Here is a 26,795-nt window from a genome sequence, read left to right as displayed (position 1 = left end):
CACACTATGCCAGTGCCGATTATTCCTGTGCCAATTTCTGCCGTTATAAAGAATAAAACTAAAAATAATACGAAAAAACTGGCTGAAATACGCAACCGGATACTTTCTCTATTATTGAATAATAAGGCTTTGGTTGATGGCATTCTTGGCCGTCAGGAAGAGAAAGAAAAGCTCAGTGATGAACAACTGTCAGAGCAAACGTTAGAAATCAAAAGTCTGCTCAATGACCTGCATGCTGCGGACCTTGCGGACTTACTGGAGGCATTACCTCATGATGAACGTTTGGCACTGTGGCGGTTAGTCAAAAACGAGAAACGCGGCCAAACGCTGGTTGAAGTCTCTGAAACGGTGTGGGATACACTGATTAAAGAGATGAGTGATAAAGACCTGTTAAAAGCCATGCGCACCTTGCATGTTGATGAACAGGCTTATTTAGCTGAATACCTGCCGCGTAACTTAATGGGCCGCCTGCTCACCTCATTAGACCCGGACCAGCGCGCCCGAGTGCGGGAAGTTATCCAATATGGCCGCGATACTGTCGGTCAAATGATGGATTTCGAGCTGGTGACAGTACGTGCCGATATTACGCTGGCAACAGTGCAACGCTATTTGCGCTATCGGAAAAGTATCCCCGATGCCACGGATAAGATCTTTGTAGTTGACCGCAAGAATACCTTGCTTGGCGAGCTTCCACTGACGTCTATCCTGCTCAATGCGCCCGATGCTAAAGTATTTGAGGTGATGGATAGCAACCCGACCACGTTCCAACCCGAACAGAAAGCAGAAGATGCCGCCGGTGCTTTTGAACGTTATGACTTAATCAGTGCTGCAGTCATTGATGCCAAAGGCAAACTGATGGGTCGTTTGACCATCGAAGAGATTGTCGATGTGGTCAACGAAGAGAGCGATACCACCCTAAGACGCATGGGGGGCTTAAGCCCGGAAGAAGATGTGTTCTCCCCGGTAGGCCGTGCGGTGCGCACCCGTTGGTCATGGTTGGCAATCAACCTCTGTACGGCATTTGTTGCTTCACGCGTGATCGGCTTATTTGAAGATACCATCTCACAATTAGTGGCTCTGGCAGCGTTAATGCCGATTGTGGCGGGTATTGGCGGCAATACCGGTAATCAAACCATTACCATGATTGTGCGCGCGTTGGCATTACACCATATTCAACAGGGTAACGTGACCTTCCTAATGTTTAGAGAATTGGGCGTGGCGTTGATTAATGGTCTGGTCTGGGGCGGGATTATGGGGGTCGTGACCTATCTGCTTTATGGCGATCCAGCGATGGGTGGCGTGATGACATTAGCGATGATTCTGAACTTGCTGATGGCGGCACTCATGGGGGTTATTATCCCGATGACGATGGCCCGTATGGGGCGTGATCCTGCTATCGGATCGAGTGTGATGATCACTGCCATCACGGATACCGGTGGGTTTTTCATCTTTCTGGGACTGGCAACTATATTCTTGGTCTGACTATTGTGCTAATAAACAAATAATTAAGCACTGGGAAAGAGGAATAACACGCCACAGTGCTTAGCTATACTAAACTTTTTAACATGCCGTCTTGTCGCGGTGGCATACTCTTTATGTGATGGTTTTTTCTATCATACCTGAATATGTGCAAGCAAAATAAGGCGTTATATGGATCTTAGTGCGTCTGAAAAACCGGCACCTGACAATAAAACCATTCTCCACATTACTATCATCAGTATTGTCGTTTTTTTGTTCGCACTCTTTTGTATCCAGCTTTCTGAACGGTCAGAAAATCTCGCCCCACTATGGTTCCCGACGGCAGTCTTAATAGTCGCGCTATTCCACCACCCTGCACGCTATTGGTTATGGCAGTTATTAGCGGCAGGAATATGTATTGTTGCAGCTAATTTTATTTTATATGGTATCAGTTGGTTCCCACTCCCCCTGGTATTAATCAACCTGGTTGAAGCAACCGCCGGGGCTTGGTTACTGCGTAAATTCCTGCACGCCAAAGACCCGCTCAATAATCTGCTTAGTTGGCTCAAATTCTCGGTTTGTACCGTGATTATGGTCCCTCTGGTTAGTGGGCTGGCAGCGGCTTGGTATTTGTCCCCACAAAGCGGCAGCTTTACCCAAGTGCTCACGGTGTGGTTTATGTCCGAGGCGGTAGGGATGTTGGCCTTAGGGCCGGTCGGGTTACTTTACCGTCGGGGTTATTTCAATATCGCGACCAAATCCAAAGCACTGTTTGATATGATACTTATGATGGTAGTATCGTTATCCGCCTGCTATCTCGGACTGATTTATCTGCCGTTCCCCTTTACCTTTGTCATTATGGTGTTGATCTGGACCTCAATCCGCTTACCGCGTTTTGAGACATTTGCCATCTGCTTTATGGCAACATTACTGATCGCATTGATGCTTAATTTCAAGCTGTATACCATCCATTCCGATACAAGTCTGTCAATTCAGGCGTTCTCCTTTATCCCTTTATTAATGGTATTAATTCCACCCCATGCGATGGCGATGGTAATGCACTCCTTTCGCATGGAGAAAGAGCATATTATTGAAAGTGAAAACCGCTTTCGTAACGCGATGGAATATTCAGCCATCGGGATGGCTCTGGTGTCGCCGCAAGGCCAATGGATGCAGGTCAATAAGGCCTTATGCAAGTTATTGGGCTACAGCCAGGAGAGCTTACTGACCCTGACTTTCCAACAAATTACCCATCCAGACGATCTCTCTGCTGACTTGAAATTACTCGACGACCTCTATCACGGCCGTATCCCCAGCTATTCGATGGAAAAGCGCTATATCCGCAGCGATGGCGAAATCGTGTGGACACTACTGGTGGTCAGTGTGGTGCGGGATCACCAACAGCAACCGCTCTATTTCATCTCGCAGGTTGAAGATATTAATGAGCTGAAAAAGACCGAGATTGTTAACCGCCGCCTAATGGAGCGAATTACGCTGGCTAACGAGGCGGGGGGCATTGGTATCTGGGAATTGGATATCAAAACGCAGGTTCTCAGTTGGGATAAGCGGATGTATGAACTCTATCATATTCCGTTTAATACCCCGGTTGATGAGCGTGTTTGGCGGACACATGTTCACCCGGAAGATATCAATCGGGTTAATCGCGAATATAGCGCCGCCCTCAAGCAGCGCCAGCCATACCGTCTGGAATTCCGGCTGTTATTACCGGATGGTGAAATTGTTCATCTGCGTAATCAAGCCAATATGGTATGCGATAAAAATGGCAATATTTTGCGTCTGATTGGTACCACGCTGGATATGACGGAAATCAGAAACCTGACGGAAGCGCTGCACGAGGAAAAAGAACGGCTGCATATCACGCTGGACTCCATCGGTGAAGCGGTGGTTTGTGCCGATCAAGAGATGAAGATTACGTTTATGAACCCGGTAGCCGAGAAAATGACCGGCTGGGCAAATACCATCGCATTAGGCCAACCTGTCAACAATATCATCAAGTTGACTAACGGTGTAGACGGCGCGGAGATTGATAACCCGATAGAACATTGCCTGAATCATCGCCCCTACTCTTCACTCAATGAGTCAATGGTATTACATCATCGTGATGGCCAGTATTATGATATTCAAGAGTCGGTCGCACCGCTGAAAACATTGGAAGGTGACATTGTCGGAGCGGTACTGGTGTTTCAGGATGTCGGCGAATCGCGCGCAATGATGCGCAAACTCAGCCATAGTGCCTCTCACGATAATCTCACCGGGCTACCAAATCGCGCCAATTTTGAGAATAAATTGAAAGCGGCAATCCAAATTAGCGTCGAACTTAACCAGCAACATGCATTGGCCTTCCTTGATTTGGACTATTTCAAAGCCGTTAATGACACTGCCGGGCATCCGGCGGGAGATGCATTATTGAAAGAGTTGAGCCAGTTGATGCGCCAGCACTTACGCAACAGCGATTGTGTTGCACGCCTCGGTGGTGATGAGTTTGGCTTGCTAATGCTCAACTGCACCCTGCCCCATGCCAAAGCCATTACCCAAACTCTGGTATCACTGATTAATGGCTATCATTTCTACTGGGAAGATAAGCTCTATCGTATTGGGGCCAGCGCGGGTGTGACACAAATAAGCAGCAGTAACAATCAGCGCAGTGAAATTATGGCACAGGCCGATATCGCCTGTTATACCGCCAAACACAGTGGGCGCGGCCAGGTTTATCTCTATCAACCACGGCAAAAACAGCTATTGGCACGCCAACACGAGCTGCTAAGCAGGGAAGATGTTGAGAACATTCTCAATGATAACCAACTGGAGTTGCAACTCACCCCAACCGCGCCCCCCAGAACGCCGTTGTCTGTCTGTTTCTATCAAATCAGTTTCGAGGTTAATCGGCCACAGGGTCTTAACGTTAGTCAGGCTGATTTTCAGGAAGCCGCGCTACTCTATGGCTTGCTGCCGCAGATTGATAATTGGATCTGTGAGCAACTGTTAATGACACATGCCCAAGCTATCAAACATAAAGGGCTGGCGCTGGCTATCCCGCTGTCAGAGGTGGCGCTGCTCAAAGAAGAGTTCCGCCAATCATTGCTGACCTTGGTGCAGCAAACCGTACTGCCACCACAAAGTCTCTATTGGATGGTTGATGAATCCACATTACTGCAATACCCCTTTGCGATTGGCAATTTTCTCGCTAAATTGCAACAACTGGGCGGCAAACTTATCGTTAAAGAGTTTGGTCACAACCTGAATGATTTCGAGTTACTGGCGGATCACACTATCGATTATCTTAAATTTAACAGTGACTTAATTTCCCATATTCATATCAATCAGATGGATGAAGTACTGGTCTCTATCATTAACGGTACCGCTCAGCGGGCCAATATCGCCACTCTGGCTGGGCCAGCAGAACTCCCCCTGACGCTCAATAAACTGATAACCATCGGTGTCGATTTAGCTGACGGTCAAACCATCAGCCCGCCGCAGCCGTTGTCTGATTTACTCGACAGCGGATATTTTGCGATTAAATAGCCGGTTCATCATGTTGCGCCCTCAACCATGATTAAAAAATCACTAACATGACGATTGCCCCGCTGCCCACTATCGGGTAAAGTCGCCCCCCTTTATTTGGCCTGGGGGGCGATTATGTTCATTGGTTTTGACTACGGCACAGCAAACTGCTCAGTTGCCGTGATGCGGGATGATGCTCCCAACTTACTGGCACTGGAAAATAATGACGTCTATCTGCCCTCCATGTTGTGTGCGCCCACACGGGAAGCCGTCAGTGAATGCCTGCACCGCCACTGGCAGGTCCCCACCGGTAGCGACGAAAACCAGCAGCTATTACGCCGGGCCATGGCGTTCAATCGCGAAGAGGATATTCCGGTTGCCGCCGACAGTCTGACATTTGGCCTGTCGGCCCTCGCCCACTATATCGAAGACCCTGAAGACGTATACTTTGTAAAATCACCTAAATCCTTCCTGGGTGCCAATGGGTTGAAACCTCAGCAATTGGCGCTGTTTGAGGATTTGGTCTGCGCCATGATGTTCCATATCAAACGTCAGGCAGAATCTGTACTGGCATCAGAAATCAGTCAGACAGTGATTGGCCGTCCAGTCAACTTCCAAGGCTCTGGCGGTGAAGACGCTAACCGGCAAGCTGAAGGGATTTTACTGCGCGCCGCACAACGCGCCGGTTTTCGTGATATTGCTTTCCAGTTTGAACCGGTCGCCGCGGGGCTGGATTTTGAAGCGACGCTGACAGAAGAAAAAACCGTACTGGTGGTGGATATCGGTGGCGGTACCACTGACTGCTCGGTGCTGTTAATGGGGCCGAAGTGGCAAGGGCTGGCAGACCGCCAACAAAGCCTACTGGGCCACAGTGGTTGTCGCGTTGGCGGTAACGATCTGGATATTATGCTCGCGTTTAAACAACTGATGCCGCTGTTTGGCATGGGTGGCGAGACCGAGAAAGGGATTGCTCTGCCGTCACTGCCCTATTGGAATGCTGTTGCGACTAACGATGTTCCGGCACAAAGCGATTTCTACAGCACAGTTAATGGCCGCTTCCTGCGTGATCTGATCCGTGACGCGGCAAATCCACAGCAAGTAGAACGCCTGCTGAAAGTGTATCAACAGCGCCTGAGTTACCGTTTAGTCCGGGCGGCGGAAGAGAGCAAAATCGCACTGTCCGAACAAGCACAAGTGGCGACTACACTGCATTTTGTCGAGCCCGCGTTAGGCCAGATTATCAACCAGCAACAGCTTGCCGAAGCCATATCTCAGCCACTGCAACGGATTCAGGAACAAGTCAGTTTGGCGTTATCCACCAGCCATATCACTCCAGATGTCATCTATCTGACGGGCGGCAGCGCTCGCTCTCCGTTACTACGAGCGGCCCTGCAACAGCAACTACCGGGTATCCCGCTAGTGGGTGGCAATGACTTCGGCTCAGTGACCGCCGGTTTGGCCCGTTGGGCGCAGACCCTGTATCGCTAATGCTATTTTGATTACCCACTGCATTGTGGGTAATCAAAAAACAGAACGCATCACTTAATCGAATATCAACTGCAACCAAATCCTATCAATTTTGAATCCTAAAATTATAAAAACCAAAATCTCACATACCCTGACACTACTTTCATATTTCCTCCATTTTTATCCGGTAAATCCCCGCTAAACTAGTAACATATCGATACCCAATTGATTGCATCTATGTGCGCATAACAAAATAAACAAAAAGGACTACCGCCATCATGAAAGCTCAATCCAAACGCACTTCCAGGGTACTGATGGTACTCGGGGCGGTGGTGGCGATTATTGTTGCTGTCTTTGTCTGGCGCGACTTTAGTGCCGCCCCTGCCAGCACGCCGCCAGGTGCGCAGCCCACCGCTAACGGGACCACCACAGCCCGCGCCGGTGGGCGGCGGAATATGCCCATGTCACCGGTGCAGGCCGCCACAGCAACCGAACAAGCTGTACCACGCTATCTTACCGGCTTAGGTACCGTGCTTGCCGCCAACACGGTTACCGTGACCAGCCGAGTTGATGGCCAATTAATGGCAATCCACTTTACTGAAGGCCAGCAGGTCAACGCTGGTGACTTACTGGTGGAAATCGATCCGCGCCCTTATCAGGTACAACTGACCCAAGCACAGGGCCAATTGGCGAAGGATCAGGCCACGCTGGATAATGCCCGTCGTGATCTGGCCCGCTACCAAAAACTGGTGAAAACCGGTGTTATTTCACAACAAGAACTTGATACCCAAGCCTCGTTGGTGCGCCAAAGTGAAGGCAGTGTTAAAGCCGATCAAGGCGCTATCGACAGTGCCAAACTGCAACTGACTTATAGCCGTATTACCGCCCCCATCAGCGGTAAAGTGGGCCTAAAACAGGTTGATGTCGGTAATTACATTACCAGCGGTACCGCAACCCCCATTGTGGTGATCACTCAGACACATCCGGTTGATGTGGTCTTTACGCTGCCAGAAAGCGATATCCCCGCAATCATGCAAGCGCAGAAGAATGCAGCCCAAAATAACACTACCGTGCCAGTAGAGGCTTGGGATCGCACCAATAAACAGCGACTGGCACAGGGCTATCTGCTCAGTATTGATAATCAAATTGATACCACCACTGGCACCATTAAGCTGAAAGCACGCTTTGCCAATGACGATGACGCTCTGTTCCCAAACCAATTTGTTAATGCCCGTATCAAGGTAGATTTACTGCAAAATGCCGTGGTGGTGCCAACCGCAGCCGTACAAATGGGTAATGAAGGGAGCTTTGTCTGGATCTTAAATGACGAGAATAAAGTCAGTAAGCATCTGGTCACTACCGGTATTCAAGACAGCAAACAAGTGGTTATTAGCGCCGGATTGAGTGCGGGTCAACGCGTGGTTACTGACGGTATTGATCGCCTGACCGAAGGCTTGCAGGTCGAAGTGGTAACACCACGGGCGGCGGCGGCGAACCAGACGGGGGCCGCAGAGAAACCGACCACCGAGGAGAAAGCCACACATCGGGGCGGAAAAGCGGCGGGTAGCACTGTTCCTGCGGAGAAATCCTGATGCAAGTGATGCCTCCAACACCCGGTGGCGGGCCGTCACGGCTGTTTATTCTGCGCCCGGTTGCCACCACTTTATTTATGATTGCCATTCTGCTGGCCGGGATCCTCGGTTACCGCGCACTGCCCGTCTCTGCCCTGCCAGAGGTTGATTATCCGACGATTCAGGTGGTGACACTCTATCCTGGGGCCAGCCCAGACGTGGTGACATCATCCATTACCGCGCCGTTGGAGCGCCAGTTTGGTCAAATGTCTGGTCTCAAGCAGATGGCATCACAGAGTTCTGGTGGTGCGTCGGTGATTACGCTGCAATTCCAGCTTACGTTGCCACTGGATGTGGCAGAGCAAGAGGTGCAAGCTGCCATTAACTCTGCCACCAACCTGCTGCCCAATGATCTGCCTTATCCGCCGATTTACAGCAAAGTAAATCCGGCTGATCCGCCGATTATGACCTTGGCCGTGACCTCCACAGCCATCCCGATGACGCAAGTAGAAGATATGGTCGAAACCCGGATTGCGCAGAAAATATCGCAAGTCACCGGGGTCGGTCTGGTCACTATTTCTGGTGGGCAGCGCCCGGCGGTGCGGGTGAAACTGAATGCTCCGGCGGTCGCCGCATTGGGGCTGGACAGCGAAACCATTCGTACTGCCATCAGCAATGCTAACGTCAATTCCGCCAAAGGTAGCCTCGATGGCCCCACCCGTTCGGTGACATTGTCGGCTAATGACCAGATGAAATCTGCCGAGGATTACCGTGATCTGATCATTGCATACCAAAATGGAGCACCGATCCGCTTGCAGGATGTCGCTACCATCGAGCAGGGCGCGGAAAATAACAAACTGGCCGCGTGGGCCAATACCCAGCAGGCGATTGTGTTGAATATCCAGCGCCAGCCGGGGGTCAACGTCATTGCCACCGCAGACAGTATTCGCGAGATGCTGCCGGAGTTGATCAAAAGTTTGCCCAAGTCGGTTGATGTCAAGGTACTAACCGACCGCACCACCACCATCCGCGCCTCCGTCAGTGACGTGCAGTTTGAGTTACTGCTCGCCATTGTGCTGGTGGTGATGGTGATTTATCTGTTTCTGCGCAATGCCGCAGCCACCATTATCCCCAGTGTGGCAGTACCGCTGTCACTGATTGGGACTTTTGCCGCGATGTATTTTCTCGGTTTTTCAATCAATAACCTGACATTAATGGCACTGACCATTGCCACGGGTTTTGTGGTCGATGACGCCATCGTAGTGATAGAGAATATCTCCCGTTATATTGAAAAAGGCGAGAAACCGCTGGATGCGGCGCTAAAAGGTGCTGGTGAGATTGGCTTTACTATTATTTCACTCACCTTCTCATTAATTGCCGTATTGATTCCGTTGCTGTTTATGGGCGATATCGTGGGCCGGCTGTTCCGCGAATTTGCCGTAACACTGGCGGTGGCGATCCTGATTTCAGCGGTAGTTTCGCTGACGCTGACCCCAATGATGTGCGCGCGGATGCTCAGTTATGAGTCACTACGCAAGCAAAACCGCCTGTCACGTGCCAGTGAGAAATTCTTTGACTGGGTGATCGCCCATTATGCCGTAGCACTGAAAAAAGTACTTAACCATCAGTGGCTGACACTGGGTGTGGCACTCAGCACACTGGCGCTGACCGTGATCCTTTATCTGCTGATCCCCAAGGGCTTTTTCCCGTTGCAAGATAATGGGTTGATTCAGGGGACACTGGAAGCACCGCAATCCGTGTCATTCAGTAATATGGCGGAACGCCAGCAGCAAGTAGCCGCCATTATCCTGAAAGATCCGGCGGTAGAAAGCCTGACCTCATTTGTCGGGGTTGATGGCACTAATGCCACGCTGAACAATGGCCGGTTGCAAATTAACCTTAAGCCACTCAACAGCCGTGACGATCGCATCCCGCAGGTCATTACCCGCTTACAGGCAAGCGTCGCCGGTGTACCGGGGATTAAACTTTACTTACAGCCGGTACAGGATCTGACCATTGATACTCAACTGAGCCGGACGCAATATCAGTTTACCCTGCAAGGCACGACACTTGAGGAGTTGAGCACTTGGGTACCGAAGCTGGTTAGCCAGTTGCAGCAACAAGCCCCCTTCCAGGATGTCACCAGTGATTGGCAGGACAAGGGATTGGTGGCGTTTGTTAATGTCGATCGCGATAGTGCCAGCCGTTTAGGTATCACGATGGCAGCTATCGACAGCGCGCTATATAACGCCTTTGGTCAACGCCTGATTTCCACCATTTATACCCAAGCCAACCAATACCGCGTGGTGCTGGAACATGACGTGCAGGCCACGCCGGGGTTGGCGGCATTTAACGATATCCGCCTGACGGGTAGCGACGGTAAAGGGGTGCCACTGAGCAGTATTGCCTCCATTGAAGAGCGTTTCGGGCCGCTGTCTATCAACCATTTGAATCAATTCCCGTCGGCCACTATCTCTTTCAATCTGGCACCGGGCTATTCCCTGGGTGAAGCAGTAAACGCGGTGACACAAGCTGAGCAGGCAATTCAGCTACCGGCTGATATCACCACCCGCTTCCAAGGCTCTACGCTGGCATTTCAGGCCGCACTCGGTAGCACGCTGTGGCTGATTATCGCCGCGATTGTGGCGATGTATATCGTGCTCGGCGTATTGTATGAAAGCTTTATTCATCCGGTCACTATCTTGTCAACCCTGCCCACTGCCGGTGTCGGTGCCTTGCTGGCGCTAATGCTGACCGGCAATGAGCTGGATGTGATTGCCATTATCGGCATTATCTTGCTGATCGGGATTGTGAAGAAGAATGCCATCATGATGATCGACTTTGCGCTGGCCGCGGAGCGGGATCAGGGGATGACCCCGTATGATGCCATCTACCAAGCGTGCTTGTTACGTTTCCGCCCCATTCTGATGACCACATTGGCCGCGTTATTTGGTGCATTACCCTTGATGCTCAGCACCGGAGCCGGTGCCGAGCTACGCCAACCACTAGGTGTGTGTATGGTGGGCGGGCTGATTGTCAGTCAGGTACTGACCCTGTTTACCACGCCAGTTATCTATCTGTTGTTTGACAAACTGGCGCGCAACTCTCACGGCAAAAACCGCTATCGCCATCAGGATACTGCCGCATCTGAGTCACCCCATGGGCAGGAGCAACCGTGAAATTCTTCGCTCTGTTCATCCAGCGCCCGGTGGCTACCACCTTGCTGACAATGGCTATTACCCTCAGCGGTATTATTGGTTTTAGCTTATTACCCGTATCACCGCTGCCGCAGGTAGATTATCCGGTGATCTCGGTGAGTGCGTCTATGCCAGGGGCCGATCCTGAGACCATGGCGTCGTCAATTGCCACCCCGCTGGAACGCGCACTGGGCAGAATTGCAGGCGTCAATGAAATGACCTCTACCAGTTCATTGGGCAGCACACGGATCATTCTGCAATTTGATCTTAATCGAGATATCAACGGTGCGGCCCGTGATGTACAGGCAGCGCTTAATGCCGCACAAAGCCTGCTGCCCACTGGCATGCCAAACCGCCCGACCTATCGCAAGATGAACCCGTCGGATGCGCCCATCATGATAATGACGCTGACCTCGGATACCTTTACTCAAGGTCAGTTATATGATTTTGCCTCAACCAAACTGGCGCAGAAAATTGCTCAAACCGAGGGAGTCAGTGATGTCTCGGTGGGAGGCAGTTCCCTGCCTGCGGTGCGGGTTGAATTGAACCCCGGCGCATTGTTTAACCAAGGTGTCTCGCTGGATGCGGTGCGACAGGCAATCAGCGCCGCCAACGTCCGCCGCCCACAAGGTGCTATCGATTCCAGTCAGCAGCACTGGCAGGTGCAGGCCAATGACGAGATCAAAACCGCAGAGGGTTATCGCCCACTGGTGATTCATTACAACAATGGCTCAGCGGTACGGCTACAGGATGTCGCCACGGTGGTGGACTCGGTGCAAGATGTGCGTAACGCCGGGATGTCCGATGGTAAACCGGCGGTGCTGTTAGTGATCAGCCGCGAGCCGGGAGCAAATATTATCGCCACCGTCGACCGGATCCGGGCAGAGCTTCCGGCCCTGCGCGCCTCGATCCCCGCCTCGATTCAGTTGAATATTGCACAAGATCGCTCACCGACCATTCGTGCTTCGCTGGATGAAGTGGAGCGCTCACTGATGATCGCCGTGGCACTGGTGATCCTGGTAGTGTTCCTCTTTCTGCGCTCAGGGCGTGCCACGCTTATTCCTGCGGTTGCCGTACCGGTTTCGTTGATCGGAACATTTACCGCTATGTATCTGTGCGGTTTTAGCCTGAATAACTTGTCATTGATGGCATTGACTATCGCCACCGGCTTCGTGGTTGATGATGCCATTGTGGTGCTGGAGAATATTTCCCGCCATTTGGAAGCGGGGGTAAAACCGATGGCTGCCGCCCTGCGCGGGGTGCGTGAAGTGGGCTTTACCGTGTTGTCGATGAGTATTTCGCTGGTGGCCGTGTTTATTCCACTGCTGCTGATGGAGGGGTTACCGGGCCGTTTATTCCGCGAGTTTGCCGTAACACTGTCGGTGGCTATCGGTATTTCACTGGTCATTTCCCTCACCTTGACGCCAATGATGTGCGCTCATTTGCTACGATCACACCCGGTTGGTCAGCAACCCCGGATTCGCGGGTTTGGTAAAATGCTGCTGGCTATCCAGCAAGGTTATGGTCGCTCACTCAATTGGGTACTGGGTCATACACGTTGGGTTATGGTGGTACTGCTTTCCACTATTGCGCTCAATGTTTGGCTCTATATCAGTATCCCGAAAACCTTTTTCCCTGAGCAGGATACAGGCCGGATGATGGGCTTTATTCAAGCTGATCAAAGTATTTCGTTTCAGTCGATGCAGAAAAAGCTGAAAGACTTTATGAAGATTGTCAGTGCTGATCCGGCCGTCGACAATGTCACCGGCTTCACCGGTGGCTCGCGCACAAATAGCGGTTCGATGTTTATCTCGCTCAAACCCTTGAGTGAACGCAGTGAGAGCGCTCAGCAAATTATCACTCGTCTGCGTGCCAAGTTGGCCAAAGAGCCAGGAGCCAGCCTGTTCCTGGCACCGGTGCAGGATATTCGCGTCGGTGGCCGCCAAGCCAACGCCAGTTATCAATTTACGCTGTTAGCAGACGATTTAGCCGCACTACGTGAATGGGAGCCAAAAGTCCGCGCCGCGCTGGCTAAATTGCCAGAGCTGGCAGATGTCAACTCTGACCAGCAGGATAAAGGCTCGGAGATGGCACTGACTTATGATCGCGAAACCATGGCACGCTTGGGGATTGATGTGTCCACTGCCAATGCCCTGCTAAACAACGCCTTTGGTCAACGGCAGATCTCCACTATTTATCAGCCATTGAACCAATACAAAGTGGTGATGGAAGTCGCGCCTCAATACACTCAGGATGTCAGTTCGTTGGATAAAATGTTTGTGATTAATAGCAGCGGTCAGTCAATTCCACTGTCTTATTTCGCCAAGTGGCAACCGGCCAATGCGCCACTGTCAGTTAATCATCAAGGCTTATCTGCCGCCTCGACCATCTCATTTAACTTACCGGAAGCTGGCAGTTTATCTGCAGCAACCGCCGCCGTTGAGCGGGCAATGACCGAACTTGGGGTACCGGCCAGCGTGCGCGGCACCTTTACCGGTACTGCGCAGGTATTCCAGGAAACACTGAAATCGCAGTTGTGGCTGATTATGGCCGCTATCGCTACGGTGTATATCGTGCTCGGGATTTTGTATGAGAGCTATGTTCATCCACTGACCATTCTGTCCACACTGCCCTCTGCTGGCGTGGGCGCGCTACTGGCGCTGGAATTGTTCGACGCCCCCTTTAGCCTGATCGCACTTATTGGCATTATGCTGTTGATTGGTATCGTGAAGAAGAACGCTATCATGATGGTGGACTTTGCCCTCGACGCGCAACGTAATGGTAATCTCAGCGCCCGTGATGCTATTTTTCAGGCCAGTTTATTGCGCTTTAGGCCGATTCTAATGACCACATTGGCCGCCTTGTTCGGGGCGCTGCCACTGGTGCTAGGCAGCGGTGATGGGGCCGAATTGCGTCAACCACTGGGGATAACTATCGTCGGCGGGCTGGTAATGAGCCAGTTGCTGACGCTGTATACCACACCGGTGGTTTACCTCTATTTTGACCGATTACGCAACCGCTTTAGTAAGCAGCCGCTAATGAGGCTGGAGTAGCCTATGGCGATATACTCAGGCGGCAAGCGAGAGAACAGGTAAAAACATAATGAGAATCGGCATTACCGGAAAACTGTTTATGGCGATATTTGCTACCTGCATGCTGGTGTTGATCACGATGCACTGGGGGGTTAGAGCCAGTTTCGAGCGCGGTTTCATTGACTACATTAAACAGAGCAATGAGCAGCGCATCGCCATGTTGGGAGATGCGCTTGAGGTACAATATCAACGTTACGGTAACTGGGATTTCCTGCGTAATAATGATCAGGTGATTTATCAGATCATGCGATCTTTCGAGCAAAGCGGTGATAACAGCCGCAACCTGCCACCACGGGGCTGGCGCGCTCAGTTCTGGGTGGTCGATAATCACAATAATCTACTGGTCGGGCACACCGGTCAGGTTCCGAAAGAAGCCAGCCGTCGCGCCATCAAGGTGAATAAACTCGTGGTGGGCTGGGTGATGTCTACCCCTCCCGAAAAACTGACGCGCAATGCCGATATTAACTTTGACCAACAACAACGCCGTACCAGTTGGATTATTGTCGGTTTATCAACCCTGTTGGCGGCGGCGGTGACCTGGATTTTATCGCGCGGGATGTTGGCTCCGGTAAAACGGCTGGTGGAAGGCACACATCGGCTGGCTGCGGGTGATTTCAGCACTCGAGTGGCAGTCAGTAGCCGTGACGAACTGGGCCGGTTGGCGCAAGACTTTAACCAACTTGCCAGTTCGCTGGAGAAAAACGAGCAAATGCGGCGCGACTTTATGGCCGATGTCTCTCATGAGCTACGTACACCACTGGCAGTACTGCGTGGCGAGTTGGAGGCGCTACAGGATGGTGTGCGGCAACCAACACCTGAATCCTTGATTTCACTGCAAGCCGAGGTAGGGATTTTGACCAAACTGGTCAACGACCTGCATCAGTTATCGCTCTCGGATCGCGGTGCTCTGGCCTACCGTAAAACCCAACTGGATGCGGTGCGCTTGTTACAAATCGCCATCGCCAGCTTCCATGGCCGTTTCCAAAGTAAAAATATCACCATCACCGCCCATCTGTCTGAACAGGCGGTAATATTTGGTGACCCCGACCGATTGAATCAGCTATTTCATAATTTACTGGAAAACAGCCTGCGCTATACCAATGAGGGCGGGCAGCTTGAGATTATCGCGCAACCAGAGGAAGAGAGATTAATCTTACACTGGCAGGACAGTAAACCGGGCCTTAGCGATGAACAGCTCCAACGTATCTTTGAGCGTTTTTATCGCACCGAAAGTTCACGTAACCGCGCCAGCGGCGGCTCTGGGCTAGGGCTGGCGATATGTCACAATATTGTCGAGGCACACGATGGCAAAATCAGTGCTGAACATTCACCTTTGGGTGGCCTGCGGATTACGGTAATATTTCCGTTATTCCATTCCATAGGGTAATTCATTGTAATGCAAGAGCCACTTCAGTCTGCCAGCCAGTCTGGCTCCGTATTGATTGTTGAAGATGAACCGAAGCTCGGCCAGCTATTGGTCGATTACCTGCAAGCTGCGGGTTATCAGACCCAATGGCTAACCAGGGGAGACGAGGTAGTCGCGGCAGTCCGTCAGTCGCCACCGGCCATTATCTTGCTGGACTTAATGTTACCCGGCAGCGATGGCATTACCATTTGCCGAGAAATCCGCCGTTTCTCTGATGTGCCAATTATGATGGTGACGGCAAAAACCGAAGAGATTGATCGGTTGCTGGGGCTGGAAATTGGTGCTGACGACTATATCTGCAAACCCTATAGCCCGAGGGAAGTGGTGGCGCGGGTCAAAACCATTCTGCGCCGCTGCCGGCCGCTCCCGCAGCAGCCCAGTGAGACGGTGCCACTGCTGATTGATGAATCCCGCTTTCAGGCCAGTTATCAGGGCCACTCATTAGAATTAACCCCGGCAGAATTTCGTTTACTGAAAATACTGGCAACCCAACCGGGCCATGTGTTTAGCCGTGAACAACTGTTGAATAATCTGTATGACGATTACCGCGTGGTGACGGATCGCACCATCGATAGCCATATCAAAAATCTCCGGCGCAAGCTGGAATCACTCGATGGCGAAAAACCATTTATCCGCGCGGTATATGGGATGGGATATCGCTGGGAAGCAGAGATCTGCCGTTTACTGTAATTTCCTTATTACCCAGTCCGAATTATGCTGGAGTAAGGCGTATTAAGCTGACTTCCTATGAACGTTGACTACACTGTTAGAGGTATCAACCAATAGGAGAAACACTATGGCCATGGGTCACTATGAGATTAAGAAAGCAAAAAATGGGCAGTACCATTTCAATTTGAAAGCCAGCAATGGCGAAATTATTCTCTCCAGTGAGATGTACGCCAGTAAAGCCTCGGCTGAAAACGGCATATCATCAGTGCAAAGCAACTCTCCGCTGGAAAGCCAGTATGAACTGAAGCGTAACGTCAAAAACGAACCTTACTTCGTTTTGAAAGCAAAGAATCATCAGATTATTGGTATCAGTGAATCTTACAGTTCTGAAGCTGCCACCAAAAATGGCATTGCCTCTGTAACAAAAAATGGCCCGACCACCACAATTAAAGATTTGACGCTGTAATTTTTATTTATCTGATAGCGCTATTTTACCTACTTATCCTTATACCCAATAGATTTCAACGCGAAAATTTGCAATTTGAAAGATGATGGGAATACGCGCGGGGCAGTTGACCGCGCTTTTCTCTTTTTATATTGATCCAGATCATTTAAACCTTACAAAAATTGTGCGATGGCTGATTTTCCTGATTGGCAAGGTTACAATCCCCGGCTTTTAACCACCCCTTCGGGCGTGGTCCTGACTTGAACTCAGACTGAGAGCCGTTTATATGTCTTCATCTATCCCTTTTACCCCAGAATTATTATCGCCTGCCGGTACCCTTAAAAACATGCGTTATGCCTTTGCTTATGGCGCAGATGCGGTTTATGCCGGCCAACCGCGTTACAGTCTGCGGGTGCGTAATAATGAGTTTAATCACGAAAACCTAGCATTAGGTATTCAGGAAGCGCATGCACTTGGTAAGCGCTTCTATGTGGTCGTGAATATTGCCCCCCACAACTCCAAACTGAAAACCTTTTTGCGTGATTTAAAACCGGTGATCGATATGGGGCCAGATGCACTGATTATGTCAGACCCCGGCTTGATCATGATGGTACGCGAGGCGTTCCCGCAGATGGATATTCATCTGTCAGTACAAGCCAACGCCGTCAACTGGGCTACCGTCAAATTTTGGCAACAAATGGGTCTGACCCGCGTTATTCTCTCCCGCGAGTTATCACTGGAAGAAATTGCAGAAATACGCGCGCAAGTTCCTGATATGGAACTGGAGATTTTTGTTCACGGCGCACTGTGCATGGCCTATTCCGGCCGTTGCCTGCTGTCTGGTTATATCAATAAACGCGATCCGAACCAGGGAACCTGCACCAATGCTTGCCGCTGGGAATATAATGTTCAGGAAGGCAAAGAAGATGAAATCGGCAACATCGTGCATATTCACCAGCCGATCGCGGTAAAGAATATTGAACCAACATTGGGTATCGGCGCACCGACCGACAAAGTGTTTATGATTGAGGAAGCACAGCGCCCTGGTGAGTACATGACCGCCACCGAAGATGAGCACGGTACTTACATCATGAACTCAAAAGACCTACGCGCTATTCAACATGTGGAACGCCTGACTCAACTCGGGGTACATTCGCTGAAAATTGAAGGTCGGACTAAATCTTTCTACTATTGCGCCCGTACCGCACAGGTTTACCGCCGCGCTATCGATGATGCCGTTGCGGGCAAACCTTTTGATCCAACCTTGTTGACCACGCTGGAAGGCTTGGCTCACCGTGGTTATACCGAAGGCTTCCTGCGCCGTCATGTGCATGAAGAGCAACAAACTTACGATTACGGCTATTCAGTTTCTGAACGCCAGCAATTTGTCGGTGAGTTTACCGGTGTGCGCCGTGACGGCTTGGCGGAAGTGGTGGTCAAAAACAAATTCTCGGTCGGTGATAGCGTTGAGCTGATGACGCCAAACGGCAATATTCAGTTCATACTCGCCAGCATGCAAGATAAAAAAAGTCAGCCCGCTGATATTGCTCCGGGTAATGGCCATATCATGTATTTGCCGATCCCCGAGGACATTAATGTAGAATATGGCTTACTGGTACGTAATCTAAACGGGACAAATAGCCGAAATCCCCATGAAAAAGCGTAACATAAAGCAATAAAAAATAATGCCATCACCCAGATGGCATTTTTAGCAAATATTAGAAATAGATCACATCAATTATAATTACGCTGAGGTAACATAGCTCGAGTACAATCAAGAACTAAAAAAGTTTTAAAACAAGACTAGGAACCACCTCCTTGGCTAGCCCAATCTCCCTTGGGCTGGCCTTTTCTTTTTTACGTATCTATCCACCTGATTATTATTGAATTTACCTACTTTTTTATTATTGATGGTTCTTGTTAAGTTATTAACTAATAATAAGAAAACCGGTTTTCTGAATAACCTCACCATCAAATATTAATTATCTCCATTAAATAAACACCCTAACAAAAATAAAACCTCTTTTTATTAAACTTAACGATAATTGATATTTGCCATATTGTCGGAATAATCTCATATAGCTAAAGGCGTTAAACTCACCACCAGCAAGTGATTTGGGTGACATGTATGCCAGCCCGCAGGATGAGGCGCATTAATCCCGAATCACTTATTCAAGTAAGTGATTCGGGTGACAAATCTGTCGGGAGCAGATTTGAACACCGCTTGCGGTGGCCTCAACGAGGCGAGGCCCAAGGATGGGCCGAGTAACGAACGCCGCTAACCCCCCTACAGGTTCAAGTAAGAAGGGTATCCCCAAAGAACTTGGGCTTGCAGGTAGGCAGCAAATGAATGAATCCCGATGAGCTTACTCAAGTAAGTGATTCGGGTGAGTGAGTGCCGCTAACACCCCTGCAAGTTCAAGTAAGAAGGGGATAGGTAAAATAAACAGCAATGGGTTACTGTTACTCCTATCGCAGAAACGATTGGAGCACCTTATGACCTCAATGCCACGTACCCTTTTGATCTTGAATGGTAAGGAATCGGGTAATCTTGAAGTTCGCAATGCCGTTAAGAACTTACGTGAGGAAGGTATCACGCTTCACGTTCGAGTCACTTGGGAATATGGGGATGCGAAGCGTTATGTTGGCGAGGCAGCCGGTCTGGGGGTCGATACTGTAATTGCCGGTGGCGGAGACGGCACTATTAATGAGGTCGCCAGCGCACTGATGGGCTTACCCTCTTACAATCGGCCTAATTTGGGTATTGTGCCCTTAGGCACAGCCAACGATTTCGCTACCAGTTGTAATATTCCCCTGCACATAGAAAATGCGCTGCAATTAGCGGTCAAAGGCCGGGCTGTTACCGTTGATATCGCTCGGGTAAATGACGAACACTATTTTATCAATATGGCAACCGGTGGTTTTGGCACCCGCATTACCACTGAAACCCCCGAAAAACTCAAAGCCGTACTGGGGGGGGCTTCATATTTTCTTCATGGCCTGATGCGTATGGATACAATTAAAGCAGATAGCTGTGAAATACATGGCCCTGATTTCCAATGGGCGGGTGATGCTCTGGTGATAGGTATCGGCAACGGTCGGCAAGCCGGTGGTGGACAGCCTCTCTGCCCCGACGCACTGATTAATGATGGCTTGCTGCAATTGCGGTTGCTGACCGCAGAAGAATTGCTTCCTGCCCTACTGACCAGCGTGTTCAGTGGTGAGAAAAATAAAAATGTAGTGGAGGCCACCTTGCCTTGGCTGGAAATCACCGCCCCCCATGACATCACTTTTAATCTGGATGGCGAACCACTGGCAGGCAAACATTTCCGTATCGAGATAATCCCCAATGCAATTGGATGCCGCCTGCCACCTAATTGTGAACTGCTAGGTTAAATATTTATAAGTGGGCTTCCCAGCGGTTAGCCCATGATTCCTTTGGGCTTTATTACCCCTATCTCTCTGACAAACTTAACGCTAATCAGGCTTTAGTCTGATCCAACACATTTATTTCACGCCATAACCTTTCATTTCAATCCCATTTTCTTTTAACTTTAATTTTCACTTTGAAAGGTTTATCTTTCAAAGTGTGATCTATATGCAATAAATGAATCTGAAAAATGATTATGGTAGTTCACATGGCGACAGACAAGATGCTGAAGTTCATTCTGGTACCTCAGTATTTTGAATACCGTTTTATCACGCGGTTCCTGAAGTTTCTTTTCAAAACAAAAGTTTATAAAAACAGCCATAACCTCGATTACAGGAGAAAAAAATGATTGAACTTATAACCCATGGAGCCGAGTGGTTTATCGGACTCTTCCAAAAAGGGGGCGAAGTTTTTGTTGGCATGGTCACCGGGATTTTACCTTTATTAATCAGTTTGTTAGTAATTATGAATGCGCTAATCAAGTTTGTTGGTCAGGACAGGATTGAACGATTAGCACAGCGTTGTGCTGGTAACCCCGTTTCACGTTATCTGCTACTACCACTGATCGGCACTTTTGTGTTTTGTAACCCGATGACCTTGAGTCTTGGGCGCTTTATGCCTGAAAAATATAAACCAAGTTATTACGCGGCCGCTTCTTACAGTTGCCACTCGATGAATGGTTTGTTCCCACACATTAACCCAGGTGAGTTGTTCGTGTTCTTAGGTATTGCCAGTGGTTTAACCACATTAGGCTTACCACTCGGTCCGCTGGCTGTTAGCTACTTCCTGGTTGGATTGTTCACCAACTTCTTCCGTGGCTGGGTTACCGATCTGACGACCTCCATCTTTGAACGCAAAATGGGCATCCGTCTGGACCGTAACGTACAACTTTAATATGTAAATTAAATACATACTGTGTGGAGCAGATCATGAGTGAATTCATCAGGATTGAAAAAGGCGAAGGCGGCTGGGGTGGGCCATTAGTGTTGCCAATCGTCCCAGGTAAAAAAATTGTCTATATCACCGCAGGTACTCGACCAGCCATCATTGACCGCATCAGCGAACTGACTGGTTGGGAAGCGGTTGATGGCTTCAAAGAAGGTGAGCCGCCAGCCGAAGAGATCGCCGTGGCGATTATTGACTGTGGTGGCACCTTGCGCTGCGGCCTGTATCCGAAACGCCGTATTCCAACAGTTAATATCCATTCAACCGGTCAATCCGGGCCGATGGCGCAATACATACTGGAAGATATTTATGTTTCCGGTGTGCGTGAAAAAAATATCCATAAAGTCAGTGGAACCGATCACGCCACCGCAACGACTGCACCAGCAGAACCGGCGACAGCAACGTCAAAACCAGCGGAAACAACTACAAGCAAATCTGGCCGTGATTACGATACCAGCAAGAAAATCACCGAACAAAGTGACGGTTTGCTGGCAAAAGTTGGGATGGGAATGGGGTCGGTCGTGGCGGTGTTCTTCCAGTCAGGCCGCGACACCATCGATACCGTGCTGAAAACTATTCTGCCGTTTATGGCCTTCGTTTCAGCATTAATCGGCATCATCATGGCATCAGGTTTGGGCGACTTTATCGCCCACGGTTTAACACCTCTGGCCAGCAGCCCGATAGGGTTAGTGCTCTTGGCACTGATCTGCTCTTTCCCGCTGTTGTCACCATTCTTAGGCCCAGGGGCCGTTATCGCACAAGTTATCGGCGTATTGGTTGGGGTACAAATTGGTTTGGGGAATATTCCACCACAATTGGCCCTGCCAGCATTATTTGCGATTAATGCTCAGGCGGCATGTGACTTTATCCCGGTAGGTCTCTCTCTAGCCGAAGCCAAGCAAGATACCGTTCGTGTCGGTGTTCCATCGGTTCTGGTTGGCCGCTTCCTTACCGGCGCCCCAACAGTATTGATTGCCTGGGCAGTATCAGCCTTTATTTATCAGTAAGTATTAAATTATCGGTAATAAATTCAACGGTTAAGGATGTACGTATGAATACTATTTATCAGACAACTATTACCAATATCGGCGACAGCGCCCGCGAGGCGCTGCTTGATGACATGCTTATCACCTTCCGCGAAGGGGCGCCCAAAGATATTGAAGAGTTCTGTTTTATCCACCAGCACAGCGATACCGATGGGGAGTTACAGGCTGGCAATATTATGGAACTGGCTGACCTGCGCTATGTGATAACCGCAGTCGGCGAGGTGGCAACTCAGAACCTGCGTGAACTGGGCCATGTCACCATTCGTTTTAATGGTGATAAGCAGCCTGAGTTCCCCGGTTCTATCCATGTGATAGGGCCAACACCCAGTGATATTGCTATCGGTAGCTCACTGAAATTTATTCGTTAACTTATTTATTAATTTATACCCGATGTCATTAGCATCGTAGTTAACACTGCGGATGCTGCAAGAGCTAAGGGTATTAGCCGAAGTAATTGGAATTGCAGCAAGGCAGCAGACGAACAAATCCCGATGAGCTGACACTCGTCAGTGATTCGGGAGCATTCAACTAACACCGCTGCGGCTTCAAATACCAAGGATAATTTTGGAGGTAGTTATGTCACAAGTAGCAGTCGTTATTGGCGGTGGACAAACTCTGGGCGCATTCTTGTGTCATGGTCTTGCCGAAGCAGGGTATAAAGTTGCAGTTGCTGATTTGAATTCAGATAACGCACAGCTAGTCGCCGATCAGATTAATGCCGAATACGGCGCAGATAGCGCCCGTGGTTTTCAGGTTGATGCAACCAATGAAAGCAGCGTGCAGATGCTGGCAAAAGCAGTAGACCAAAGTTTCCATCAAACCAACCTGCTCGTTTACAGCGCAGGCATTGCCAAAGCTGCACCGATTACTGATTTCCCACTGGATGATTTTGACCGCTCACTACAGGTGAATCTGGTCGGTTACTTCTTATGTGCCCGTGAATTCTCCCGCCTGATGATCCGTGATGGCATTGCCGGGCGAATCATTCAGATCAATTCCAAATCAGGTAAAGTAGGCAGTAAACACAACTCGGGTTACAGTGCTGCCAAGTTTGGTGGTGTTGGTCTGACCCAATCACTGGCTCTGGACCTGGCTGACTACGGTATTACGGTACATTCCCTGATGTTAGGCAATTTATTGAAATCACCGATGTTCCAGTCACTTTTACCGCAGTACGCCGCAAAACTGGGCATTAAGCCGGAAGAAGTTGAAAAGTATTACACCGATAAAGTGCCACTAAAACGGGGTTGTGATTATCAGGATGTGCTTAACATGCTGTTGTTCTACGCCAGCGATAAAGCAGCCTATTGCACCGGGCAATCAATTAATATTACCGGCGGTCAGGTGATGTTTTAAGTTCGATGCTGTCTGAAAAAACAGTTTGTAGTCCCGGCGAGCGAAGGGTGACTGTTTCTAGCGGCCTCAACGAGGCAAGGCCCAAGGATGGGCTAAGCAACGAACGCCGCTAATATCGCTGCAACATCAAGTAAGAAGGATAAAATATGTCCCCCACATCCGCACTGATCAGTATTGTTATCATCGCCTGGGTACTGCAAATCATGCTCGGCTGGTGGCAAATCAATCAGTTTAACCGTGCTTTCGACCGCCTATGTCAGCACAGTAAATCAGTCGGTGTTGGCCGTTCTGGCGGGCGTTTTAAACCCCGCGTGGTGATAGCACTGGCTTTCGATGAAAATATGCGGGTCAGTGACAGCATGATGATGCGCGGCATTAGCGTGTTTGCCCGCCCACGCCCATTACCCCAGCTTCATGGCTTACATCAGCAGGATTTAATCCCGGATGTGATCTTCCCTACGGATAAAGCATGTCAAACTGCACTATTATTAGCGATTAAACCGAAATCATGATATTTTCACAATGAAAGTTATTCTTTTTCATGTGAAAGTTATGCCTGGAGAAGAGGCAATGGAAATACTTGAGCGGGGATCGTTATGAAACCAAAGCAGCGACAGGTTGCAATCTTGGAATATCTTCAACAACACGGAAAGACGGCCGTCGATCAACTCGCCGCGCATTTCTCAACCACCGGTACCACTATCCGTAAGGATTTAACCAGCCTTGAAAATGAAGGGGCGGTTATCCGTACCTACGGTGGGGTAGTATTAAATCGTGATGATATAGAACAACCCATTGACCGTAAAACCCACATTAATACGGATAAGAAAAAGCAAATTGCTCAAGCTGCCAGCAAACTGATTAAAGACGGTGATAGCCTGGTTTTTGATGCAGGTAGTACCGTGCTGCAAATGGTGCCCCACCTGACAAAATTCAACAATATCACGGTGATGACTAACAGCCTGCATATCGTCAATGAACTGGTTGAACTGGATAACGATCAGACTATCTTGATGCCAGGTGGCACTTACCGTAAAGGCTCAGCCTCTTTTCATGGTAGTCTGGCGGAGTCTGCATTTGATAATTTCAGTTTCGATAAGCTATTTATCGGTGCGGATGGGGTCGATCTAAAGGCGGGAGTCACTACGTTTAACGAAGTTTATCATGTCAGTACAGCTATGTGCCACGCCGCTAGCCGTATCATTTTGCTGGTCGACTCTTCCAAATTTGGCCGTAAAAGCCCAAATGTAGTGTGCCCGTTAAGTGCCGTTGATACCCTGATTACAGATAAAGGTATTAGCCCAGAATATTTGCAAGCACTACAGGACATGGGCATTAACATCATTCTGGTTGATAAAAATGACTAATCCGTTAATTACCTATGCCCGCGAAACACTTGAAATTGAACTGACCGAAGCGCACAAGTTGCTGTCACGTTTAGATGATAATTTTGTTCGGGCCTGTGAGTTATTGTTAGCCTGCACCGGTAAGGCTGTAGTGTCTGGGATTGGCAAATCTGGTCACATTGGTAAAAAGATTGCTGCATCGCTGGCCAGTACCGGCACCCCTTCTTTCTTTGTACACCCTGCTGAGGCATTGCACGGCGATTTGGGCATGATTGGCCCACAGGATGTGGTGATTTTTATCTCCTACTCTGGCCGTGCCAAAGAACTGGACCTGATTCTGCCATTGCTAGCGGATAGCAAAATTCCCGTGATTGCCATCACTGGCGGTAAAGAGTCCCCGCTGGCGCTAGGTGCTGCCTGTGTACTGGATATCAGTGTTGAGCACGAAGCTTGCCCGATGGGGTTGGCTCCCACTTCCAGCGCGGTTAATACCCTGATGATGGGGGACGCTCTGGCAATGGCATTAATGCGCCATCGCGGTTTCGGTGCAGAAGATTTTGCCCGCTCACATCCTGGCGGCAGCTTGGGCGCAAGGCTGCTTAATCGGGTCCATCATTTAATGAGAACCGGTGATCGCCTGCCGATGGTGCATGAATCCGACAGCGTAATGGAAGCCATGTTAGAACTGAGCCGTACAGGGCTAGGGCTGGTGGCCGTATGTGATCCAGAGCAACGGGTAGTCGGGGTATTTACTGACGGCGATTTACGCCGCTGGCTGGTAAAAGGCGGCACCTTACAACAACCATTGGGAAGCGCTATCACTCGGCCAGGCTACCGATTACCTGAGCAGTGGCGTGCAGGAGAAGCGCTGGAGGCACTGCATCAGCACCATCTCAGTGCTGCACCGGTGGTGAACCTGGACGGGAAACTGGTGGGAGCCATTAATCTGCACGACCTGCATCAAGCGGGCGTTGGCTGATATCTCCCGCGTTAGCTGTATTCACCACACAGGCCTCGCTGCTACGAGGCCGCTACAAACAGCATTCAAATCCGCCAGTAGCATTTATACTAATATAATCAATTGATTAATCTAGATAAATTCGCTTATTAGCGCCCTACCTGCATCGTTAACACTATTGAGTTTAGCATCTTTGATAAATACGCCTGAATCACCAACCATCAGTGCCAATTAGGATCTTGCTGTAACTGTTTTTTTAGCATGGCCTGGATACTGTCATCAGGGCGACCTAGCCATTGATAAGTCGCGAACTCACTTGGCTTATCAAGTGCTTGTGGCTTGTCGGCAACAGAGATACGCATTCCCCACGCCTGCCATACTTGTTTTTTATTCTGGCTAAACGCCACCCACATAAAGTTATTACTGCAATCATGAGGTTTACAAATTCGCCCCACCTTGTATTGCTGCCCTTGCCAATTTATCACCTCATAAGGTGCCGACGTCCCTGTCCCTTTGCGCGCCCATGCCGGGAGATTCTTTTGGCTTTTCACCATTTTTTGCCAGCTATTCTTATAAACCGGCTGTTGCAGCAAATCTGCCGTAGTCGTGCGGATTTGGGCGGGAGACATCTCAGCGGCTGACGTGACAGCGGCAGTTGTGGCGGCTGACTGCGCGAAGGCCCAAGAGCTGACACTGAACATCACCGCTGCAACAAGACAATGGCGGGTTTTGTTACCTCTCATTATCGAAATCCTTATTATCTGATTAATCTACTCGCCGAGCAGCGAACCTGGCTCTGTGCAACGGCTCAGCGGGCGTGGTATTGGTTTGCCTGTCTATGACCATCAACCGGCGAAAAAGTTGATC

At 49.7% G+C, this 26,795-nt stretch carries 19 protein-coding genes; 18 read left to right on the top strand and 1 reads right to left on the bottom strand.

Translation table 11 applies throughout. From position 1 onward, the window contains the following. The first annotated feature begins 6 nt into the window (after positions 1–6). The 18 genes from mgtE to gutQ all read left to right on the top strand — a co-directional run bounded on the left by mgtE (position 7) and on the right by gutQ (position 25,949). Complete coding sequence (gene mgtE, locus A6J67_RS09475) at positions 7–1,482, top strand: magnesium transporter (protein WP_005183980.1); 1,476 nt, start codon at positions 7–9, stop codon at positions 1,480–1,482. A gap of 168 nt (positions 1,483–1,650) precedes the next feature. Beyond that, the gene (locus tag A6J67_RS09470) at positions 1,651–5,001 is read left to right on the top strand and encodes a diguanylate cyclase (protein WP_050288373.1); all 3,351 of its coding nucleotides are present in this window, start codon (positions 1,651–1,653) and stop codon (positions 4,999–5,001) included. Positions 5,002–5,115: 114 nt separating this feature from the next. Next, positions 5,116–6,468, top strand: a complete 1,353-nt coding sequence (yegD, locus tag A6J67_RS09465) for a molecular chaperone (protein ID WP_032905993.1) — start codon at positions 5,116–5,118, stop codon at positions 6,466–6,468. Positions 6,469–6,725: 257 nt separating this feature from the next. After that, positions 6,726–8,039, top strand: a complete 1,314-nt coding sequence (locus A6J67_RS09460; protein WP_050296769.1) for an MdtA/MuxA family multidrug efflux RND transporter periplasmic adaptor subunit — start codon at positions 6,726–6,728, stop codon at positions 8,037–8,039. After that, positions 8,039–11,197 carry an MdtB/MuxB family multidrug efflux RND transporter permease subunit gene (locus A6J67_RS09455; protein ID WP_050296770.1) on the top strand — a complete coding sequence of 1,053 codons (3,159 nt, stop codon included), beginning with the start codon at positions 8,039–8,041 and terminating at the stop codon, positions 11,195–11,197. The genes A6J67_RS09460 and A6J67_RS09455 overlap by 1 nt, the downstream gene beginning before the upstream one ends. Next, positions 11,194–14,268: a multidrug efflux RND transporter permease subunit MdtC gene (mdtC, locus tag A6J67_RS09450; protein WP_050296771.1), complete on the top strand. Its 3,075-nt coding sequence runs from the start codon at positions 11,194–11,196 to the stop codon at positions 14,266–14,268. Before A6J67_RS09455 ends, mdtC begins: the two co-directional genes overlap by 4 nt. Positions 14,269–14,317: 49 nt before the next feature. Next, the gene (gene baeS / locus A6J67_RS09445; protein WP_005183994.1) at positions 14,318–15,694 is read left to right on the top strand and encodes a two-component system sensor histidine kinase BaeS; all 1,377 of its coding nucleotides are present in this window, start codon (positions 14,318–14,320) and stop codon (positions 15,692–15,694) included. Between the two features lie 9 nt (positions 15,695–15,703). Continuing rightward, positions 15,704–16,423, top strand: a complete 720-nt coding sequence (gene baeR, locus A6J67_RS09440; protein ID WP_005183995.1) for a two-component system response regulator BaeR — start codon at positions 15,704–15,706, stop codon at positions 16,421–16,423. A gap of 106 nt (positions 16,424–16,529) precedes the next feature. After that, on the top strand, positions 16,530–16,868 hold the full coding sequence (locus A6J67_RS09435; protein WP_050296772.1) for a YegP family protein: 339 nt from the start codon (positions 16,530–16,532) through the stop codon (positions 16,866–16,868). A 325-nt stretch (positions 16,869–17,193) separates the two neighbouring features. After that, positions 17,194–18,513: a tRNA 5-hydroxyuridine modification protein YegQ gene (gene yegQ, locus A6J67_RS09430; RefSeq protein ID WP_230857930.1), complete on the top strand. Its 1,320-nt coding sequence runs from the start codon at positions 17,194–17,196 to the stop codon at positions 18,511–18,513. 839 nt (positions 18,514–19,352) lie between these two features. Beyond that, positions 19,353–20,243, top strand: coding sequence for a lipid kinase YegS (yegS, locus tag A6J67_RS09425; RefSeq protein WP_072088772.1), 891 nt, complete (start codon positions 19,353–19,355; stop codon positions 20,241–20,243). A gap of 379 nt (positions 20,244–20,622) precedes the next feature. After that, a complete protein-coding gene (locus A6J67_RS09420; protein ID WP_004877312.1) occupies positions 20,623–21,171 on the top strand; it encodes a PTS glucitol/sorbitol transporter subunit IIC in 549 nt (182 codons plus the stop codon). Between the two features lie 35 nt (positions 21,172–21,206). Further along, entirely contained in the window at positions 21,207–22,229 is a 1,023-nt protein-coding gene (locus A6J67_RS09415; RefSeq protein WP_032906002.1) for a PTS glucitol/sorbitol transporter subunit IIB, read from the top strand. Between the two features lie 44 nt (positions 22,230–22,273). Continuing rightward, complete coding sequence (gene srlB, locus A6J67_RS09410) at positions 22,274–22,636, top strand: PTS glucitol/sorbitol transporter subunit IIA (protein WP_005184017.1); 363 nt, start codon at positions 22,274–22,276, stop codon at positions 22,634–22,636. Between the two features lie 208 nt (positions 22,637–22,844). Continuing rightward, positions 22,845–23,624 (top strand): sorbitol-6-phosphate dehydrogenase, encoded by a 780-nt coding sequence (gene srlD, locus A6J67_RS09405; RefSeq protein WP_005184019.1) that lies wholly within the window; start codon positions 22,845–22,847, stop codon positions 23,622–23,624. Between the two features lie 146 nt (positions 23,625–23,770). After that, a complete protein-coding gene (gutM, locus tag A6J67_RS09400) occupies positions 23,771–24,136 on the top strand; it encodes a transcriptional regulator GutM (RefSeq protein ID WP_080608146.1) in 366 nt (121 codons plus the stop codon). A gap of 84 nt (positions 24,137–24,220) precedes the next feature. Further along, positions 24,221–24,991 carry a glucitol operon DNA-binding transcriptional repressor SrlR gene (gene srlR, locus A6J67_RS09395; protein ID WP_005184024.1) on the top strand — a complete coding sequence of 257 codons (771 nt, stop codon included), beginning with the start codon at positions 24,221–24,223 and terminating at the stop codon, positions 24,989–24,991. Then, positions 24,984–25,949: an arabinose-5-phosphate isomerase GutQ gene (gene gutQ, locus A6J67_RS09390; RefSeq protein ID WP_042568406.1), complete on the top strand. Its 966-nt coding sequence runs from the start codon at positions 24,984–24,986 to the stop codon at positions 25,947–25,949. The genes srlR and gutQ overlap by 8 nt, the downstream gene beginning before the upstream one ends. A gap of 200 nt (positions 25,950–26,149) precedes the next feature. On the opposite strand, the gene A6J67_RS09385 is transcribed toward gutQ, so the two are convergent. Next, on the bottom strand, positions 26,150–26,671 hold the full coding sequence (locus A6J67_RS09385; RefSeq protein ID WP_050296774.1) for an inhibitor of vertebrate lysozyme family protein: 522 nt from the start codon (positions 26,669–26,671) through the stop codon (positions 26,150–26,152). Positions 26,672–26,795: the final 124 nt, after the last annotated feature.

The organism is Yersinia sp. FDAARGOS_228 (genome assembly GCF_002073315.2).
Lineage (GTDB): Bacteria > Pseudomonadota > Gammaproteobacteria > Enterobacterales > Enterobacteriaceae > Yersinia > Yersinia intermedia.
Note: the sequence above shows the minus strand (reverse complement) of the source record. Positions and strands in the feature narration are given on the sequence as shown.

What these genes read in the sequence shown, in the direction of transcription:
- mgtE (WP_005183980.1), top strand. Translation starts at nt 7, where the DNA reads ATGCCAGTGCCGATTATTCCTGTGCCAATTTCTGCCGTTATAAAGAAT.
- A6J67_RS09470 (WP_050288373.1), top strand. Translation starts at nt 1,651, where the DNA reads ATGGATCTTAGTGCGTCTGAAAAACCGGCACCTGACAATAAAACCATT.
- yegD (WP_032905993.1), top strand. Translation starts at nt 5,116, where the DNA reads ATGTTCATTGGTTTTGACTACGGCACAGCAAACTGCTCAGTTGCCGTG.
- A6J67_RS09460 (WP_050296769.1), top strand. Translation starts at nt 6,726, where the DNA reads ATGAAAGCTCAATCCAAACGCACTTCCAGGGTACTGATGGTACTCGGG.
- A6J67_RS09455 (WP_050296770.1), top strand. Translation starts at nt 8,039, where the DNA reads ATGCAAGTGATGCCTCCAACACCCGGTGGCGGGCCGTCACGGCTGTTT.
- baeS (WP_005183994.1), top strand. Translation starts at nt 14,318, where the DNA reads ATGAGAATCGGCATTACCGGAAAACTGTTTATGGCGATATTTGCTACC.
- baeR (WP_005183995.1), top strand. Translation starts at nt 15,704, where the DNA reads ATGCAAGAGCCACTTCAGTCTGCCAGCCAGTCTGGCTCCGTATTGATT.
- A6J67_RS09435 (WP_050296772.1), top strand. Translation starts at nt 16,530, where the DNA reads ATGGCCATGGGTCACTATGAGATTAAGAAAGCAAAAAATGGGCAGTAC.
- yegQ (WP_230857930.1), top strand. Translation starts at nt 17,194, where the DNA reads ATGCGTTATGCCTTTGCTTATGGCGCAGATGCGGTTTATGCCGGCCAA.
- yegS (WP_072088772.1), top strand. Translation starts at nt 19,353, where the DNA reads ATGCCACGTACCCTTTTGATCTTGAATGGTAAGGAATCGGGTAATCTT.
- A6J67_RS09420 (WP_004877312.1), top strand. Translation starts at nt 20,623, where the DNA reads ATGATTGAACTTATAACCCATGGAGCCGAGTGGTTTATCGGACTCTTC.
- A6J67_RS09415 (WP_032906002.1), top strand. Translation starts at nt 21,207, where the DNA reads ATGAGTGAATTCATCAGGATTGAAAAAGGCGAAGGCGGCTGGGGTGGG.
- srlB (WP_005184017.1), top strand. Translation starts at nt 22,274, where the DNA reads ATGAATACTATTTATCAGACAACTATTACCAATATCGGCGACAGCGCC.
- srlD (WP_005184019.1), top strand. Translation starts at nt 22,845, where the DNA reads ATGTCACAAGTAGCAGTCGTTATTGGCGGTGGACAAACTCTGGGCGCA.
- gutM (WP_080608146.1), top strand. Translation starts at nt 23,771, where the DNA reads ATGTCCCCCACATCCGCACTGATCAGTATTGTTATCATCGCCTGGGTA.
- srlR (WP_005184024.1), top strand. Translation starts at nt 24,221, where the DNA reads ATGAAACCAAAGCAGCGACAGGTTGCAATCTTGGAATATCTTCAACAA.
- gutQ (WP_042568406.1), top strand. Translation starts at nt 24,984, where the DNA reads ATGACTAATCCGTTAATTACCTATGCCCGCGAAACACTTGAAATTGAA.
- A6J67_RS09385 (WP_050296774.1), bottom strand. Translation starts at nt 26,671, where the DNA reads ATGAGAGGTAACAAAACCCGCCATTGTCTTGTTGCAGCGGTGATGTTC.